The sequence below is a fragment of the Sphingomonas sp. URHD0057 genome (genome assembly GCF_000620665.1).
Lineage (GTDB): Bacteria > Pseudomonadota > Alphaproteobacteria > Sphingomonadales > Sphingomonadaceae > Sphingomicrobium.
This window is the reverse complement of sequence record NZ_JIAU01000006.1, coordinates 246,776-263,163: the sequence shown is the minus strand read 5'-3', so window position 1 is coordinate 263,163 and position 16,388 is coordinate 246,776. Positions and strand designations below refer to the sequence as shown.

20 protein-coding genes and 1 pseudogene are annotated in these 16,388 nt (G+C 67.4%); 9 read left to right on the top strand and 12 right to left on the bottom strand.

Going from position 1 to position 16,388, the window contains the following annotated elements; all coding sequences use genetic code 11:
• Positions 1 to 30 precede the first annotated feature (30 nt).
• From N539_RS15600 to N539_RS0105265, 6 genes are all read right to left on the bottom strand, one after another.
• Positions 31 to 741, bottom strand: coding sequence for a ferritin-like domain-containing protein (locus N539_RS15600; RefSeq protein WP_051531458.1), 711 nt, complete (start codon positions 739 to 741; stop codon positions 31 to 33).
• Between the two features lie 44 nt (positions 742 to 785).
• Positions 786 to 1,262, bottom strand: a complete 477-nt coding sequence (locus tag N539_RS0105285) for a GNAT family N-acetyltransferase (protein ID WP_028969424.1) — start codon at positions 1,260 to 1,262, stop codon at positions 786 to 788.
• Between the two features lie 114 nt (positions 1,263 to 1,376).
• Positions 1,377 to 2,375 (bottom strand): hypothetical protein, encoded by a 999-nt coding sequence (locus tag N539_RS18395; RefSeq protein WP_028969423.1) that lies wholly within the window; start codon positions 2,373 to 2,375, stop codon positions 1,377 to 1,379.
• A gap of 96 nt (positions 2,376 to 2,471) precedes the next feature.
• Positions 2,472 to 3,965, bottom strand: coding sequence for a S8 family serine peptidase (locus tag N539_RS15590; protein ID WP_081774213.1), 1,494 nt, complete (start codon positions 3,963 to 3,965; stop codon positions 2,472 to 2,474).
• A 77-nt stretch (positions 3,966 to 4,042) separates the two neighbouring features.
• Entirely contained in the window at positions 4,043 to 5,617 is a 1,575-nt protein-coding gene (locus N539_RS0105270; protein ID WP_037552164.1) for a ShlB/FhaC/HecB family hemolysin secretion/activation protein, read from the bottom strand.
• Positions 5,618 to 5,663: 46 nt separating this feature from the next.
• Positions 5,664 to 6,260: a hypothetical protein gene (locus N539_RS0105265; protein ID WP_028969421.1), complete on the bottom strand. Its 597-nt coding sequence runs from the start codon at positions 6,258 to 6,260 to the stop codon at positions 5,664 to 5,666.
• 216 nt (positions 6,261 to 6,476) lie between these two features.
• Between N539_RS0105265 and N539_RS0105260 the strand changes: the two genes are divergently transcribed.
• Together N539_RS0105260 and N539_RS17665 are read left to right on the top strand one after the other, a co-directional pair.
• Entirely contained in the window at positions 6,477 to 6,974 is a 498-nt protein-coding gene (locus N539_RS0105260) for an RNA polymerase sigma factor (protein ID WP_028969420.1), read from the top strand.
• Positions 6,971 to 7,663 carry an anti-sigma factor family protein gene (locus tag N539_RS17665; protein ID WP_051531452.1) on the top strand — a complete coding sequence of 231 codons (693 nt, stop codon included), beginning with the start codon at positions 6,971 to 6,973 and terminating at the stop codon, positions 7,661 to 7,663. The genes N539_RS0105260 and N539_RS17665 overlap by 4 nt, the downstream gene beginning before the upstream one ends.
• Before the next feature lies 1 nt (position 7,664).
• Here N539_RS17665 and N539_RS0105250 read toward each other — a convergent pair whose 3' ends face one another.
• Positions 7,665 to 7,928 (bottom strand): PilZ domain-containing protein, encoded by a 264-nt coding sequence (locus N539_RS0105250; protein ID WP_028969419.1) that lies wholly within the window; start codon positions 7,926 to 7,928, stop codon positions 7,665 to 7,667.
• Between the two features lie 62 nt (positions 7,929 to 7,990).
• Positions 7,991 to 9,757, bottom strand: coding sequence for a fatty acyl-AMP ligase (locus tag N539_RS0105245; protein WP_051531450.1), 1,767 nt, complete (start codon positions 9,755 to 9,757; stop codon positions 7,991 to 7,993).
• Between the two features lie 90 nt (positions 9,758 to 9,847).
• On the opposite strand from N539_RS0105245, the gene N539_RS0105240 reads away from it, so the two are divergent.
• From N539_RS0105240 to N539_RS0105225, 4 genes are read left to right on the top strand one after another with little or no spacing between them, the layout of a single operon-like run.
• A complete protein-coding gene (locus tag N539_RS0105240) occupies positions 9,848 to 10,414 on the top strand; it encodes a regulatory protein RecX (RefSeq protein ID WP_037552312.1) in 567 nt (188 codons plus the stop codon).
• A gap of 41 nt (positions 10,415 to 10,455) precedes the next feature.
• Positions 10,456 to 11,052 carry a cold-shock protein gene (locus N539_RS15580; RefSeq protein ID WP_231462890.1) on the top strand — a complete coding sequence of 199 codons (597 nt, stop codon included), beginning with the start codon at positions 10,456 to 10,458 and terminating at the stop codon, positions 11,050 to 11,052.
• A complete protein-coding gene (locus N539_RS0105230; protein WP_037552161.1) occupies positions 11,052 to 11,513 on the top strand; it encodes a DUF192 domain-containing protein in 462 nt (153 codons plus the stop codon). Before N539_RS15580 ends, N539_RS0105230 begins: the two co-directional genes overlap by 1 nt.
• 36 nt (positions 11,514 to 11,549) lie before the next feature.
• Positions 11,550 to 11,945 (top strand): NADH:ubiquinone oxidoreductase subunit NDUFA12, encoded by a 396-nt coding sequence (locus N539_RS0105225; RefSeq protein WP_443027620.1) that lies wholly within the window; start codon positions 11,550 to 11,552, stop codon positions 11,943 to 11,945.
• Here N539_RS0105225 and N539_RS18735 read toward each other — a convergent pair.
• Positions 11,921 to 12,151, bottom strand: coding sequence for a hypothetical protein (locus N539_RS18735; protein ID WP_028969414.1), 231 nt, complete (start codon positions 12,149 to 12,151; stop codon positions 11,921 to 11,923). The two genes, N539_RS0105225 and N539_RS18735, sit on opposite strands and share 25 nt — an antisense overlap.
• Here N539_RS18735 and N539_RS18115 point away from each other — a divergent pair.
• A pseudogene (locus tag N539_RS18115) lies at positions 12,080 to 12,313 on the top strand (DUF2155 domain-containing protein); the annotation flags it as partial. The gene N539_RS18735 and the pseudogene N539_RS18115 overlap by 72 nt on opposite strands.
• Positions 12,314 to 12,348: 35 nt before the next feature.
• Here N539_RS18115 and aat read toward each other — a convergent pair.
• Both aat and arsC read right to left on the bottom strand, forming a co-directional pair.
• On the bottom strand, positions 12,349 to 13,086 hold the full coding sequence (aat, locus tag N539_RS0105215; protein WP_028969413.1) for a leucyl/phenylalanyl-tRNA--protein transferase: 738 nt from the start codon (positions 13,084 to 13,086) through the stop codon (positions 12,349 to 12,351).
• Positions 13,087 to 13,096: 10 nt separating this feature from the next.
• A complete protein-coding gene (arsC, locus tag N539_RS0105210) occupies positions 13,097 to 13,444 on the bottom strand; it encodes an arsenate reductase (glutaredoxin) (protein ID WP_028969412.1) in 348 nt (115 codons plus the stop codon).
• Positions 13,445 to 13,646: 202 nt separating this feature from the next.
• On the opposite strand from arsC, the gene N539_RS17660 reads away from it, so the two are divergent.
• Positions 13,647 to 14,216, top strand: a complete 570-nt coding sequence (locus tag N539_RS17660) for a glycine zipper domain-containing protein (protein ID WP_051531445.1) — start codon at positions 13,647 to 13,649, stop codon at positions 14,214 to 14,216.
• 57 nt (positions 14,217 to 14,273) lie between these two features.
• Positions 14,274 to 15,656: a L,D-transpeptidase family protein gene (locus tag N539_RS15570; protein ID WP_051531444.1), complete on the top strand. Its 1,383-nt coding sequence runs from the start codon at positions 14,274 to 14,276 to the stop codon at positions 15,654 to 15,656.
• A 5-nt stretch (positions 15,657 to 15,661) separates the two neighbouring features.
• On the opposite strand, the gene N539_RS17655 is transcribed toward N539_RS15570, so the two are convergent.
• Positions 15,662 to 16,372: a hypothetical protein gene (locus N539_RS17655; protein WP_051531440.1), complete on the bottom strand. Its 711-nt coding sequence runs from the start codon at positions 16,370 to 16,372 to the stop codon at positions 15,662 to 15,664.
• Positions 16,373 to 16,388 lie beyond the last annotated feature (16 nt).

Genomic DNA, 16,388 nt, shown 5'->3' with positions numbered 1-16,388 from the left:
CTTCGGGCAGCAGCTTCGCTTCCGTGCTCGTCAGACCGGACCTGCTTCGGCGAGCTCGAGCTCGGGCGCGGCCGCGGCGAGCGCCGCCTGCGTTTTCGGCGGATCGGAGGCGTCGGGCCAGTCGCTCCGGCGCTTGAGCGCCGGGTTCACGAACAGCATCGGGAGCTTCAAGAACAGCAGCTCGGAATGGATGAAGCCGTCGATCGCGCGCTCCCACCATCTGGGATCGCGGCTGCCGTGCCGCTCGATCCAGCCGTCGTAGGGCGCCCAGTGGCTCGGCTCGTCCTGCTTGATGACGCGGAAGATCTTGGTCAGCGAGCGGTCCTCGAGCACGCCCGGATGACGGAGCAGGATCTCGATCTGGCGATAACCGCGCTGCTCGGTCAGCGAGATGACCCGGCACAGCTCGGCGAAATTGCCCTGCTCGATGAACTTGTCGAGATCGAGGTCGTCGATGCGCTTGCCGAAGACCAGCTCGACGAAGCGGTCGATGTGGCCGCAGGTGCGGTCGATGGCGAGCGGCATGACCCCACGCTTTTCGAACCAGCGCTTGAACATCAGATAGTGCTTGTGCTCGTCGGCGCGGTGGCGCTCGACCTGCGCAATGAATTGGGTGTCGTCGGGGAAATGCCGCCTGACAGCATAGAGCACCTTGTCGATCGCGGTGTAGCCGCGATGCTCGTTGTAGATGTAGATGGCGGTGACGATGTCGAGCCAACGCCCGCGAAACCAGGACAACATGGCTCCGCGCTAGGCGGAGGATCGGGCCGGGTCAAACGCCTGGGTTAAAGCTCGCGGGTCATCTCGATCATGGTGCGGCGGAAGCCCTCGCTCTCGAACAGCGCCTGCGCGCCGAGATTCTTTTGCGCGGTCGAGAGGACGATGCGCGGCGCGCCCTGGGCGGCAAGCCTGGCGAACAATGCCTCGAGCAAGACCCGCGCGATGCCCTGGCGCCGCGCGCGCTCGTCGACGATGATGTCCTGGATCACGCCGGCCGGACCGCGCAGCGCCATGAAATCGAAGCCTTCGAGGGTGGCGAAGGTGTAACCGAGAACGCCATTGCGCTCGGCAACGAGGACGACCGCATCCGAGTTGCCGAGCCGGCTGCCGATGAACTGGGCGTAGCGTTCGGCAATGTCGGGGAGCGGGGCGAGGAAGCGCAGCGGATCGAACTCGTGATGCTCGGCGACCAGCGCTGCGCCGAGTCTGCCGATCGCGGGCAAGTCGGCTTCGGCGGCCGGGCGGATGGTGAGATCGGTCATGCCGGCGAGTGTCGCAGCGCCAGCCGCGCTCGGCAATCTCGGAAGGCAAAAAGAAGGCCCGCCGCTGCGGCACTTTGCGCGGCGGGCCAGGATGATCGAAAATTGGTTGCTTCGCTATCGGCTGTTCGGGCGGTTCCAGTCCGGGTGGCCGGGGAGGTAGCGGCCGTGCTGAGCGCCCGGGCCGCCCTGTCCGCCGGTGCCGCCGGTGCCGCCGCCACCACCGGTTCCGCCTCCGCCGGTTCCGCCTCCGCCGGTTCCGCCTGATCCGCCGGTTCCGCCTGATCCGCCGGTTCCGCCTGATCCGCCGGTTCCGCCGCTACCGTTCAGCACCGCCACGTTGACGATCTGGCCGGCCGAGCCGTTGCCGCCGTTGAGCGCGGCGACGTTGACCAAGCTATGGCCCTTGGTGCCGGTCCCGTTGAGGATCGAGACGTTCGCCACGCGTCCGGCAGTCCCGCCGTGCTTGTTGAGCGCGGCGACGTTGACCAGGCTGTGGCCCGTCGAGCCGCTGCCGTTCAACACCGAGACGTTAGCGACGCGGCCCGCGTTGCCGGCCTTGCCGTTCAGTGCGGCAACGTTGACCAGGCTGTGTCCCTTGGGTCCGGTGCCGTTCAGGATGGACACGTTGGCGACCCGTCCAGCTGAGCCTGAATGGGCGTTCAGCGCCGACACCTTCACCGCGCTGGGCCCGATGCCGTGGCCCATTCCGGCGCTGCCGATCCGGACGTTGGCAAGACTGGCGTTGCCGAGGTTGCCCATGGTGATGCCGCCGTGGCCATAGCCATGGCCATGGTTGCCACTGCCACTGCCACTGCCGGTGCCCGTGCCGGGCATGGTGCCGCCCATCGATTTCACGCGGTAGCCGTTGAGCACGGACACGTCGACGACGCGGCCCTTCGGCTGTGCGGTCCGATTGAGGGCCGACACGCTGATCGCGCTGCGCGCGGTCGGTGCCTTGGCGTTCAGGATCGAAACATTGACGAGGGTTCCCGTCTTCAACCCTGAAGTGGTCGTGCCGCCGGTGGTCGAGCCGCCGCTCGAGTTACCGTGGGCCAGCAGGGGCATAGTTGGGAGGATGATCGCGCCCCCGGCGATCAGGATGAACTTCGTCATTATCGTTCTCCTTCACCGAAAGGGCTTCAGTCGTGCCCTTCACAGAGGAGAACGGCAGCGGTTGCCGATTTCATCCCGATTATTGATTGGGATTGCTCATCGGGCCGCGAGCAGGCGCGGATCGATGCCGCAGCGGGCGCAGACGATGCCGCGTCCGATCCGGCCTTTGCCGGGGAGCGCCTCGGCCGTCAGCCTTTGCAGGGATCCCACGACCGCAAGGCGTCCGGCGACCAGCGGAGCCGCGAAACTCGTCCCGCGGACGCTGGTGTAGCCGCCGGCCTGACTCGCGGCCGCGAGGTCGGTCCCGGGGGCGGCGAAGTCGATGTGCGTGGCGTTGCCCGATTCGAACAGGGCTACCCCCTGCCGATCGACGCCGGTGACCGAGACCACGCCCGGAAAGGATGCGGGGAATTGCGGGGGCGAGGCGGGGCCGTCGTTGCCGACGGCGGCGACGACGACGATGCCCTTGCGCTGCACGGCGGCGATGGCGCGGCGGATCAGCTGGTTGGGCGGGCCGACGAGGCTGACGTTGATCACCGGCACCCGCTTCGCGGCGAGCCAGCTCAAGGCATCGGCGATGGCGTTCGCCGACCCGGCCTCGCGGCCCGGCCCGTAAACGTCGGCGACGAGGAGCGACGCGCCCGCGGCCGCACCCGAGAAGCGGCCTTGCTTGCCGACCATCAGCGAGGCCACCGATGTCCCGTGCCCGGTGGCGGCCGGAGGGCCGGCAAAACCGTGCTGGTCGAGGATGCGGCCGGCGATGGCGGGATGCGACGCAACCCCGCCGTCGATCATGCCGATCACGGTGCCGGTTCGCGCCGAGGTGCTTGCAGCGAGCGTTCCGCCGGGGTGAAGCGGGCCCCCGGCGGGCTCGTAAACATGGTCGAAGTCCGCTTCGAGCGAGGGCCAATCGGCACACGCCTCGCGAAGTGCGTCCCGCGCGGACTTGCCGGCGGGGGCAGCGAGAGTCGTGCGGCGAAAGCCGAGCTCGGCGTCGGCGACGTCAGCGAGGATTCGGAAGCCGCCGCGCCGGAGCCGCGCGAGGGAGGCTGGATCGGCGTCGAGCAGCAGAATCTGGCCGCGAACGATGGGACGGCCGAGGTCGTCGGTGTCGAGCCGGTCGCCACTACCGCCGATGAGCATGCGCAGCCGCTGGATGCGAGTGTTGGCGAGGGACGCTTCGGTCAGGGTCGGAGCAGGGGCCAAAGGCTGGAGGCGCACGCCGCTAAATCGGGTCAAAGGAGCAACGGCTTTGCCGCCAGTTGGGGCGAGCGTCGGCGACGATATCGTGACCACGGAAGCCGGGTGCGACAACGGCGCCTTGAGCAAGGGCGAGGTGATGGTCGTGACCGTGCCGATCGTGTTGCCGACAATGTTGGTGAGCTGGTTGGTTACTTTGGGGACGAGATTGCTGACGGCCGGGACCAAAGTCTGGGGCGCGGCCAGGACCTTTTGCGTCGCCGACTTCGTCGCCTGAAGAGTCTGCGTGACGACAGGCTTCAGAGGCGCCTGGGAAAGGAGTTGCGCGTCGGCGCTCGCGGCGAGCAATGCCGCGACGGCTCCGCCCCACCTGAAGTCAAAGTGCCGCATCGAGCAGACCCTTCAACACGCAGAACGCTCGGTCGCCGCAGTTTCTCCACGGCTGTTGCCGAGGCCCGCGGGCAACCTCAAAACTGAACCGTGTAATAGACCGAGGCGCGGACGTTCTTGGTGTACGCCGAATAGGGGCGGTTCAGCACCGCGGCACCCTCAACCCCCAGCTGCATCCGGTCCTTGTACCTGGCGCGAACGCCGCCGCCCGCCGAGGCGAGGCTGAAGCTTTGCCGGGGGAAGCCGAGGCGGCGATGCACCGTGACGTCGGCGGCGTCGGCGAAAAGGTAGACCTCGCTCTTGTCGAAGTCGGCGGCGCGGACCGGCTGGTAGGCCAGCTCGACCAGCCCGCCGATGCCCTTGTCGCCCGTGACGATGCCGGTGTCGAAGGCGCGGCCGAGATCGGCGCCGCCGGCGGACATTAGCTCCGCGGCAGGAAGCCGGTCCCCGCTATACTGAAGCACGCCCTGGACGCGGCCGAGCAGGCGCGCCGCGAGCAGGGTTTCGAGAGCGGCGCTCGCGTTGACCTTGGTGAATCCGACCTCGCCGTCGGTATCGCCGGCGTTGGGGTTGAAGATGTCGAGGCCGCGCGACAGCGCGACCGAAGCTCTGAAGTTGTGCCGCTCACTGGCGGCGACAAAGGAGCCGGCGAGCCGGGCAGCGCGCGAGCGCTCGGTCGCGAAGACGTTCCCGAACAGCGCGTTGTTGCTGTTCACGCCGTCCACCGCGAAGCTAACGTCGGCGGCCTGCCGGGCGCGGCGCAACAGCGGGTAGGTCAGGGTCAGGCCGGCGAACTTGGCGGTCCCTCGGATATCGATGTGCCGCGCCTTGGTCCGGAGCCAGCCGCCGGTCGCGGTCAGGGTCATTCCGTCGATCCCGAGCGGGACCGCATAAGCGGCGTCGGCGGCGCGGTAATGCTTGAGATCGAAGGTTCCGTAGCCGCTGAAGCTGAGGCGGTCGCCGTCGGTCAGCAGCCGATAGAAATCGAGCCCGCCCTGCATCACCAGGTCGCCGAGCAAATGAGGGCCGCGATTGTTGACTCCGAACGCGGCCTCGGCGCGCTTCTGGTGCGGGGTCAGCACAAGCTGCACCGAATCGTCGCCCTCGGGGTTTTCGAAGCTCGCGTCGAGCTTGAGGCCGGGGATCGATTGGATCAGCGAGGATTGACGCTCATAGTGCGCGCGACTGAGCGGCTTTTCACCAACCAGCTTCGAGGCGCGGGCGGTGAGGAGCGGGAAAGCTTTCGGGTTGGCGTTCTTCACGGCGATCGAATCGACCCAGCCCTCGGCAAGGTCGACGACGACAACGCCGTCGGCGAAATCCTGGTCGGGGATCGAGACGGTGTAGAGCGCGACGTTGCTGCGCTCATAGGCATCGGACAGCGCCCCGGCGAGGGCGATCAAGGTGTCGTGCGTCGCGGGGCGGCCGACGAACGGCGCCGCCGCCGCGGCCACGACGTTCGGCGCTTCGACGCCGTCGAACTTGATGGTCTTGATGACCGTCTCGGCGCCGGAGGGAGCAACAGTTGGGCGCGGGCGCGGCGGCGGCGGCGTCAGGCGCGTTGCGGGCGGGCGCTGATCGATCCGCTCATTGGCGATCGGGTTCGGCTGCATCGCCGCGGCAGCCGCAGCTGCGACTACTCCGTGGATCATTCCCCCTCCGTTCCAACGCAGCCAAATTGTTGTTTGAAAACAACGATTAGCAGCAGAGATGAGTTAAGGCGCCACCGAGCGTAGTCACCGCGGACGTAACAGGCTGGGTAATTTTTGTCACACTCGATGAGACCGTGCCGAGCGCCTGACCGGCGTTGACCGGAAGCAGTGAACTCGATCCGCCGCCGCTCCCTCCGATAAGGGCGCCGCCGACCGAAACGCCGACCAACTGACCACCGTTCGAGTGCGTGCCGCCGCCAATGCTGACGCCGATGAGGGACGTCGGCCCCCCCACAACCTGGCCTTGAGCGAGATTAATCGAAACCACATCGCCGAGCGCGCCGCCGACCGCATTGACGAGGAGCGACGTGCCGTTGCGCAGCTGCACGAGCGTCTGGCCGGTTGGGCCGAGCACGCCGGTCACGGTGCCACGGACTATGCCGGGATGGGCGGCGGCCGGCACCACGCCGGCGCCGCGCCCGAGAATAACGTTCCCGGAGACGACGCTTGGCGGTCGCACCGAAGGGGCCGGGCCGCTTGGTGCCGCCGCGGCTGAACCCGAGCCGCTGCCGACGGAAGCGACGCGAAATTCATGGGCGGTTGAGCAGCCCGCGAGGGCAACAGCCGGCAGGAGGCGCAGCAAACCAAGGTGCAAGGACATTGTTCGGCCCTCCATAACCCGTGAGAATATAACCGGTTAAACGATGAAACTAACGTAAATTATCCTAGGTTCCTCGGCCGCCGGTGTCCCGAAACTGGACTCGGGCGGTGGACCCTTGCTCCGAAATGGCGTTTACTGGGCTTGCTCGGGTCGGGATGAAACGTCCCGGTTGTGGCGTTTTCCGAGGCATGAAAACGAATGGATCAAAGCGCGTCATTCGATGTGCAAATCGCCGCGATGCTGCCGCGGCTGAGGCGCTTCGCGCACTCCTTGAGCCGCAACCGCGACGACGCCGACGACCTCGCCCAGTCGACGGTCGAGCGAGCGCTGCGCTCGCGCTCGCAATGGCAGCGGGGGACGCGGCTCGACAGCTGGATGTTTAAGATCATGCGTAACCAGTGGATCGATGGCCTGCGCAGCCGGACCCGCAAGGAGCGGTTCGAAGCCCCGCCGGAGGCTGCTGAGCGAGTAGCGGCGGAGCCGGAGGGCGGCCTCGAGGCTTCGGTCGAGCTGCACCGGGCGATGGACGCCATGGAACGGCTGCCGGAAGAGCAGCGCGAGATCGTCGCGCTGATCCTGGTCGAAGGCTTCGGCTACCAGGAGACGGCCGACATGCTCGGCCTGCCTATGGGCACGGTCGCCAGCCGGCTGGCGCGGGGCCGCACGACATTGCTTGAACTGATGGGTGCGCGATGAGCGACGACGAGAAATTCTTCGCCTGGCTCGACGGCGAGCTGAGCGGCGACGAGGCCGCGGAAATGGAGCGGCGCGCGGTCGACGAGCCGCGCCTCGCCCAGCTCGCGGACCGGCATCGCGCGCTGCACGCGCAGCTGAAGGCGGCGTTCGATCCGATTGCCGAGGCGCCAGTCCCCGAGCGACTGTCGAACCTCACCGATCGACACGAGGTCATCGATCTCGACGCCGCCCGCGACAAGCGGCGGTTCCGCTGGCTTCCGCAGGGTGTCGCGATTGCGGCGTCGCTCGCGGCGGGGGTGTGGCTGGGGACGCGGCTCCCGCCGGGCCAGGACACGCAAGTCCAGGCCAGTGGCGCTCAGGTTTATGCGGCGGCGGCGCTGGACGAGGGGTTGAACCGCGGGCTTACGAGCGCGCCGTCAGGACCGGTCCGCATCGGCGTCACCTTCCGCTCCACCGACGGCGCGATTTGCCGGAGCTTTACCGAAGGGGCGTTGAGCGGCCTCGCCTGCCGCAGCGGCGAGCGCTGGCGGATTCGCGGCATGTTCGTTTCGGGCGAGGGCCAAGCGGGCGACTATCGGATGGCCGCGGGGATGGACCCGGCGCTGGCGGCGTTGGTCGGATCACTGATGTCGGGCGCGCCGTTTGACGCCAAAGCGGAGCAGGAGGCGCGCGAGCGTGGCTGGCGCTGAACTAAGCGTCGACCTTGGTCACGAACCGCGTGCCGGCGCTGCCCGGCAGAGCCCAGCGGACTTGCCCTTCCATCGGGCCGAGGCGGGGAACGTCGATCCGCACCTTTTCGCCGATCTGGAAGTCCTCGCCCTCCATCCGGCAGCCTTCTTCGGAGAAATCGGTGAGGCGCACGGACGCAGTCGAGCCGTCGGCGCGATGTACGACCGCGTCGATCGCGACCGGAAACCGGTCCTTACGCCCGATCCATCCTTGAACGCGCTGCATCAAACGACATTCTCCACTCGGGGAGACTTTAACCTGAGTAAGTTAACTGCCGTTTAAGCCGCTCAGGCGGCGATGTCGTACGGCTGGATCTCGCCCGACAAATAGAGGTTGCGGGCCTTGGTCCGCGACAGCTTGCCCGAACTGGTGCGCGGCAAGGTGCGCGGCGGGATCAGCTCGACCACCGGCGAGATTCCGGTAATCGCGCGGACGCGCTCCCGGATGTTATCGCGCAGCCGCCCGCGTTCATGCGGGTCGCTGACCCGGCAATGGACCAGCACCGCCGGCGTTTCCTCGCCGCTCGGGCCGGTGATGGCGAAGGCGGCGATGTCGCCCGACTTGAAGCCCGGCAGCTGCTCGACCGCCCATTCGATGTCCTGCGGCCAGTGGTTGCGGCCGTTGATGATGATCATGTCCTTGGCGCGGCCGACGATGAACACATAGCCGTTGGACAAATAGCCCATGTCGCCGGTGTCGAGCCAACCGTCCTTCGACAGGCAGGCGGCGGTCGATTCCTCGTCGCGGAAGTAGCCCACCATGACCGAGGCGCCGCGGACGAACACCTTGCCGATGCCGCGGTCGGGCAGGGCCTTGCCGTCGCCGGCGCGGATCTCGATTTCCATACCGCGAACCGCCCGGCCGCAATTGACCACCGCGCGGTAGCGGCGGGGGCGGCCCTCATGCTCGTTGTCGGCGCCCGACAGCTCCTTCTCCTCGACCAGCTCGAGGCGGATGCCTTCGCCCGGCGGCATCAGCGACACGGCCAGCGTCGCCTCGGCGAGGCCGTAGCTGGGGCAGAACGCGCCCGCCTCGAAGCCGGCGGGGGCAAAACAGTCGACGAAGGTCTGCATGACGTCGGGACGGATCATGTCGGCACCGTTGCCGGCGATGCGCCAGCGCGACAGATCGAAGCGGTCCTCGGCGCGCGTCTGCGAGCTCATCCGCCGCGAGCAAATATCGTAGCCGAACGTCGGCGAATAGCTGAGTGACGTGCCGGGGTTGCGAGTGACCAGGTCGAGCCAGGCGAGCGGGCGGCGGGCGAAGTCCTCGGTCTTCAGATAATCGACCGACATCTGCATCGCGACGGGCGAGAGCAAGCAGCCGACCAGACCCATGTCGTGGTACCAGGGCAGCCATGAAATGACCCTGTCGGCCGGCTCAACCTTGAGGCCGAAGCCGTGGGAGTGGAGGTTGTCGAGTAGGGCGCGGTGGGTGACCGCGACGCCGTGCGGGAAGCGGGTCGACCCGCTCGAATATTGCAAATAGGCGATGTCGTCGGCCTGGGCGACGGGAAGGTCGCCCGACGCCTGGGCGATCTCGTCCAGCGATTCCCAGGTCCTGCTTACGACTCCGCCCCGTTCGGCGGCACTGCTGCCGAAGTCCGCAAGCTCCTCGGGATAGAGCATCAGGACCGGATCGCAGCTTCGCAGCTGGACCCCAAGCTGGTCGACGTACGCGTCGCGCCCACCGAAGCTGGTCGGCAGCGGCAAGGGGACCGGCCAGGCGCCGGCATAGATCGCGCCGAAAAAGCAGGCCGCGAACTCGGCGCCAGTCTCGGCGACCATGGCGACGCGGTCGTCGGGCTTGATCCCGAACGCGATGAAGCGACGGGCAATGGTGAGCGCGTCCTCGCGCAGCTCGGCGTACGGGTAGGCGCGGGTCAGGGTCCCGCGGGCATCGTGGAAATTGAGCCCGCGACGTCCCCCGGCAGCATAGTCGAGCGCCCCGCCGAGGGTCTCGAAATCGGCGAGCCGTCGTGGCAGCGTGTCGATGGTGGGCGTTGCACCGGGTGGAGCAAGCTCGGTTTTCACTGAGGCGTTGCGTTCGAGCACGCCGTCCCTTCCTAAAACGATTGATCCTCGTGCCGCCCGTCCGCGGCAAGCTTTCCCCTTGGCGAGCGAGTGTGGCACAAAAACGGCGTCATGCCACCGCAAAGAGTGCAAAGAAAGCGTCCGCCCCTCGATTCGGCCAGGCTCGAACAGCTTGCGCTGCGCTATGTCGAGCGCTTCGCGACGACCCGCGCGAAGCTCCGTTCCTACCTCGCCCGCAAAGTCAGGGAACGGGGCTGGAGCGGCGAGCGCGAACCCGATTTCGAGGGCATCGCGGCGCGTTTCGCAAGCCAGGGTTACGTCGATGATTCCGCCTATGCGCTCGCCAAGTCGCAGGCGCTGAGCGGCCGCGGCTACGGCAAGCGGCGGCTGGTCGACAAGCTACGGGCGGCCGGCGTCGAGGAAGCCGACAGCGAAGCCGCCCGCGACCATGCCGATAGCAAAGCGCTGGCCGCCGCCCTGCGATTCGCCGAGCGTCGGCGGCTCGGGCCGTTCGCCGCCGCTCCGCCGCGCGACCACAAGGATCGCGAGAAGGCGCTGGCGGCGATGGTCCGCGCCGGCCACTCCTTCGCGCTGGCGCGGGAGATCATCCGGCTCGCACCCGGCAGCGAGATCGATCGCGCCGAGATCGCCGAACGCGCGCAACTCACCGCTAACTAAAGTCGGTTTGCCGACACTCTCGCGCATGATAATGAGCGCGGGTGTCACGCGTACGGGCAGAACTGGCCGAGGGGGAGGCCCTGATCGAAATGGCTCCGGAAAACTCGTCCGACGCACCGGAGCTGGCGCCGATCATCGGCCGCGTGAAGTGGTTCGACGCCACCCGCGGCTTCGGCTTCCTCGTCAGCGACGAGCTCGAGGGCGACATCCTCCTCCATTTCAGCGTTCTTCGCGAGCATGGCCGCCGGAGCGTGCCCGAGGGCGCGGTGATCGAATGCGTGCCGGTCAAGCTGGACCGCGGCCTGCAGGCCAAGAAGGTGCTTTCGATCGACCTGTCGTCCGCCTTGCCGCAGCAGGCGCGTTCGTCCATTCCACCGTCCGAACGGGCCGACCGCAAGGCGCTTTCCGAAGCAGCCGGCGAGTATGAGCCGGTGGAGGTCAAATGGTTCAATCGGGTGCGCGGCTACGGCTTCCTCAAACGTCCGGACGAAGCGGGCGGCGAGGACGTCTTCGTCCACATGGAGACGGTCCGCCTGGCGCGGCTGCCCGAACTCCAGCCGGGGCAGATGCTGGAAGCCCGCATCGCGCCCAGCGCCAAGGGCCTGACCGCGATCGAGGTGCGCGGCGACGAGCCATAATGCTGATCGCCGCCGCGGCCGGACTGATCGCGGCGTGCAGCCCTTCTGCCCCCGCCGCCAACGTCCCGGCCGAAGAAGGAGCGCAATCCGGCTTGGCTGAAGTGCCGCTGACCGTTCACTCGCGCAACGGCGACCACCGCTTCACCGTCGAGGTCGCGGCGCGAGCCGACGAGCAGGAACGGGGGCTGATGTTCCGGCGCTCGCTCGCCGCCGACCGCGGCATGATCTTTCCCTACGACCCGCCGCAGGACGTAGGGTTCTGGATGAAGAATACGCTGATCCCGCTCGACATGCTGTTCATCCGCGCCAACGGACAAATCGCGCGCATCGCCACCGCGAAGCCCCTCGACCTTAGCTCGGTGCCGGCCGGCGAACCCGTCGCGGCGGTGCTCGAGCTGCGCGGCGGGCGGGCGGCCGAGCTCGGGATCGAGCCGGGCGACCGCGTCGACTGGCCGCACTAGCGCCTCATTGCTTGCGCTCCTCGCAATGACGGGGCAATGCGCCCGGCCATGGGTTTTTGGTCGAAGACATTCACCTGGTGGAACGGGGCGACCTGGGGCACGCAGCTGTGGACTCGGCGGTTCGGCGACGAGGTCGGCAAAGACGATGTCGGCAACATCTATTACCAGGACAAGAAGGACCCGCGGCGGCGGTGGGTGATCTACAACGGCAGCAACGACGGCAGCCGGGTACCGCCCGGGTGGCAGGCGTGGCTCAAGCAAACGATCGACGAGCTGCCGGGAAAGGCGCTGCCCCCGGTCCGCAAGTTCCAGCGCGAACCGACGCCCAACCTGACGGGCACGATGGCCGCGTTCCGTCCCGACGGCGCGCTCGGATCCGGCCGGATCCGGCCCGCCTCGACCGGCGATTACGAGCCGTGGATCCCCGAATAAGCGTGAGAGCAGCCGCCGCACCGTTGCTGATTGCGCTCGCGCTCGCGGCATGCGGCCGCGGCGGCGAGCAGCAGAATCAAGCCGGGGCAAAGAGGGCGGGGGCGAGCGCCGCGGCGGTCGCGGGCGTGACCCCGATGGCGCAGCGCGTCGCCGTCCTCGCGATCCTCAACAAGCGCAACGGCATCGTCCGCAATGTCGCGCTTCATCCCGGCCAGTCGGCGCGCTGGAAGGACGTCACCGTTCGCCTGCGTGCCTGCGAGGCAACCGCTCCGTGGGAGCCGGAGAAGCTGACGGGGGCGTTCGTCCAGGTCGACATCCAGCGTCCGGACCGCAAATGGGCGCGGGTATTCTCAGGCTGGCTCTACAAGGAATCGCCGTCGCTGAACGTCGTCGAGCACCCGATTTACGACGTATGGCCCAAGAGCTGCGAGATGACATACCCGACCGGCCCTGCTGCCGCCGCTCCGGTCACGTCGAGCAAGGCGTCGAGCGCGACGAAATCGGGCGGGCCGTCGGGGACGGAACCACCAGTTCCGCCGCCCGTCGAGGTTGCCCCTTCGACGCCTCCGCCGAGCGCCGCCGATAACAACGCGACATAGGTTTCACGCGGAATGCCCACCGCGCCAAGCGAGGCGAGGTGGTCGGTCATGAACTGACAGTCGAGCAAGGTGAAATTGCCGACCTTAAGGCGCGCGACCAGCCAGGCGAGCGCGACCTTCGACGCGTCGGTGGCGCGGCTGAACATGCTTTCGCCGAAGAACGCGCGGCCCAGCTTCACTCCGTAGAGCCCGCCGACCAACGCGCCCTGTTGCCCTTTGGCGCTCCACACCTCGATCGAATGCGCATGACCTGAGCCGTGAAGCGCGAGCATCGCATGTTCGAGCTCGGCATTGATCCAGGTTTCCTCGCGGTCCGCGCAGGCCTTGAGAACGGCGGCGAAATCGCGGTCGCGGGTCACGGCGAACCGGTCCGAACGAAGCGTGCGGCGGAGGGAGCGCGAGACATGAAAGGCGTCGAGCGGGATGATCGCCCGGTTGCGCGGCTCGACCCAGAACAGCTCGTGAGCGTCGCGGCTGTCGGCCATCGGGAAGATGCCGGTCGCATAGCCCTGAAGCAGGATCCGCGGGTCGAGCCGACTCATGCGAGGGAAGTTACAGGATCTCGCGCACCATGTCCTGCGGGCGGCACAGGCGAACGCCCTTGTCGGTCTCGACGATCGGGCGATTGATGAGGATCGGGTGCGCGACCATCGCGTCGAGTACCTCTTCGTCGGTCACGTCCGGGCGGGTGAGGTCGAGCTGTTCGGCCAGCGGTTCCTTGGCGCGCAAGCCGTCGCGCGGAGTGATTCCAGCGCGATCATACAGCCGCGCCAGCTCGGCGCGGCTGGGCGGGGTCTTGAGATATTCGTGAATCGACACGTCGAACCCGCTGTCGCGGAGGATTTCGAGCGTCTTGCGCGACGTCCCGCACGTCGGATTGTGATAAATAGTTGCCTTCATTTTCGTTGGAGTTCCTCGCGGAGATTCAATCGGTTAAACAATCATTTAACCGCCGTCCGGCAGTTTCTTCAAATTGCATTGTCGCGGTTGCGGAACGATGACGCGATATCGTCGTTCCTGCGCATGTGACATGCCCCGAGGCCGGGGGTAATTCCCAGCGCCTCGAGCACAGTCCGCAAGCTTAATAAACGGGAGAAAGACGATGCAGAAATCCATTTTGGCCCTGGCGCTGGCAGGCACGGTCACGCTCAGCGCATGCGCTTCGAATCCGCGCGTCGCGCAGGATGCGGCGATCGGCGGGCTCGGCGGCGCGGCGGTTGGCGCGGTCGTCCCCGGCGTGAGCGTAATCGAAGGCGCCGCGGTCGGCGCGGCGATCGGCGGTCTTGCCGGCGCGGTGTGGTCCGACAGCAACAATGACGGTTACGTCGACGGCTATATGTACAATGGCCAATATTATGCCGGCTCGCCGTCCGGTTATGACCCGAACACCCGCAGCGTTCTCGGCAGTGCGGCGACCGGAGCCCTCGGCGGCGCAGCGCTTGGCGCGGCGGCCGGCGCGGTGATCCCGGGCGTCAGCATTCTCCAGGGCGCGGTGATCGGCGCGGCCGTCGGCGGTCTCGCCGGCGCGATCTGGGCCGACCGCAACAATGACGGCGTAGTGGACGGATACGTCTATAACGGGCAATATTATGCCGGTGGGCCGTCTGCTGCTCCGATGCCGGCTCCGGCGCCGACTTATGCGGCTCCGGCCCGCAGCGGTGAGCGCGGCTAAATTACGGGGTCCCGCCGGAGCTTGGGCTTCGGCGGGCAACCGTTGATCGGAGACGTAGTGAACGAAGTGCGTAATGGGTGCACCGGCCTCGTGCCGGTGCACTTTTTTAAACGGCTGGGGGGTGCGGCAGCCGGGCTGGTCCTGGCGGCGACTCCGTTCAGCCCGGCGCAGGCGCAGCAAACCGCGGCGACTGCCGCTGCTGTGGCCAGCCGACCGCAAAACGGTCAAAGCGTCGAGGACTTCTACCGCGCGCGCAAGGACGCGTTGCTGTGGTATTCGCCGACGGCCGGCGACGCCGCCCAGCAGCTGATCACCCTGCTCGGCACCGCGACCTTCGACGGGTTCGACCCGCGCAAATATCTGACCCCGGAAACGCAAGAGCTGGTGCAGGCGGCCCGGTCCGGCAAACGCAAGCATGTCGAGCGCGCCGACAAAGCGCTGTCCATCGCGTATGCCGCCTATGTCGCGGACGTGAAGCGCGATCCCGGCGTCGGCATAACTTACGTCGATCCCGGGCTTCGGCCGGCGCCGCCGACCCCGCTGGCAGCTCTCCTCGAAGCCGCCGCGCAGCCCTCGCTCGGCGACTACCTTCGCAACGTCGGCTGGATGCATCCCTTCTACGGGCAGCTCCGCGGCGCGCTTGCCGAGCACAAATATAGCGACGACCGCCAGCGCGAGCTGATCCAGCTCAACCTGCAGCGCGCGCGGGCGCTCCCCGCCAGCCGTGGCAAATATGTGCTGGTGAACGCCGCGCAGCAGCGGCTCTACATGTACGACGGCGGCAAGCCGGTCGATTCGATGGTCGTCGTGGTCGGCAAGCCCAAGTGGCCGACCCCGATGCTGACCGCCTATATCCGCTTCGCCGCGCTCAACCCTTATTGGTATGTGCCGCCCGATCTCGCCGGCGAGGACGTCGGTCAGTACGTGACCAAGTTCGGCCTCAAATATCTTGACGATTACGGATACGAAATCGTCTCAGACTGGACCCGCAACCCGGCGATCATCGATCCCAAGACGGTTGACTGGAAGGGCGTGAACGACGGCACCGTCAACGTGATGATCCGCCAGAAGCCCGGCCCGAAGAATTTCATGGGCCGCGTCAAGTTCATGTTTCCTAACCAGTTCGGGGTCTACCTTCATGACAATCCGCGCCGCGAGCTGTTCAAGGAGTCGACACGCTATTTCAGCGGGGGCTGCGTGCGGCTGGAAGATGCGTGGCGGCTGAGCAAGTGGCTGTTCGGGCGCGATCTGACGTGGGAAGGCGCCGCTCCCGAGGAGCCGGTGATGCTGAACGCGCCGGTGCCGGTCTACATCACCTATCTGACCGCGATGCCCGACGGCGAGGCGGTGGCTTATTACGACGACGCCTACGGGCGGGACGCGCCCAAGCTCGCGGCGACGTCGGCGCAGGGTGACGGAAGCTCGGTCGCCAGCCGCTGAGAGTGCTAACCGACTGACCAGCTGGCGTGGAAGTTGGTTCGGAAATCGATTGGGCGTCCAGTTGCGTCCAATGCAGGCCGGAATGCGAGGCGTTGTTGGATCAATGGGCAAAGCCGCGCATCCACCATTGCGTTGCCGCTCGACCGAATAAGGCGGCAGCCGGACACGGCGCCACGCGCTGAAACAACGATGGCGACGTCTGCAGAGCCGACGGGCATCGATCCTCCGGTAATGGAGCGATAATCGCCCCTACTGAGATTCCGGACCAAGCGAGCCGGAATATAACCCGAGTAATCGCCGCTGCCGCCGCCGCCCGGCCCGTTGCCCGCGCCGCCCGCGCCGGTGCCCGTGCCCGAAGTTCCCGCACCTGAGCTCGACGCGCTGCCGGTGCCGGCGATCTTGGCGGCAGGGATCGGCGACTGGACCGGGATGCGCGGCTGCGGCGCGACGATCGGCGTCGGCTCCGCCCTTTTGGCCGGCGCGCCGGCTTCGTGCTTGGCCTGCTCCGGCCTTGGCTTGGGGGGAGGGGGCTCGGGCGGCGGCGGGGGCGGGGGCGGGGTAACGTCGAAGGTCTTCAGCTGCTCGACGACACTGCTGACCATGCGCACATTGAGGCCGGAGAGGATGATGAAGGCGAGCGCGGCATGGACGGCGACGACCGCCGTGACGGCTTTCGCCTTGTCCGGGCGATCGGCGGTTGCGCGATAGGTCGACACGAAAGTGTTCCTCGCG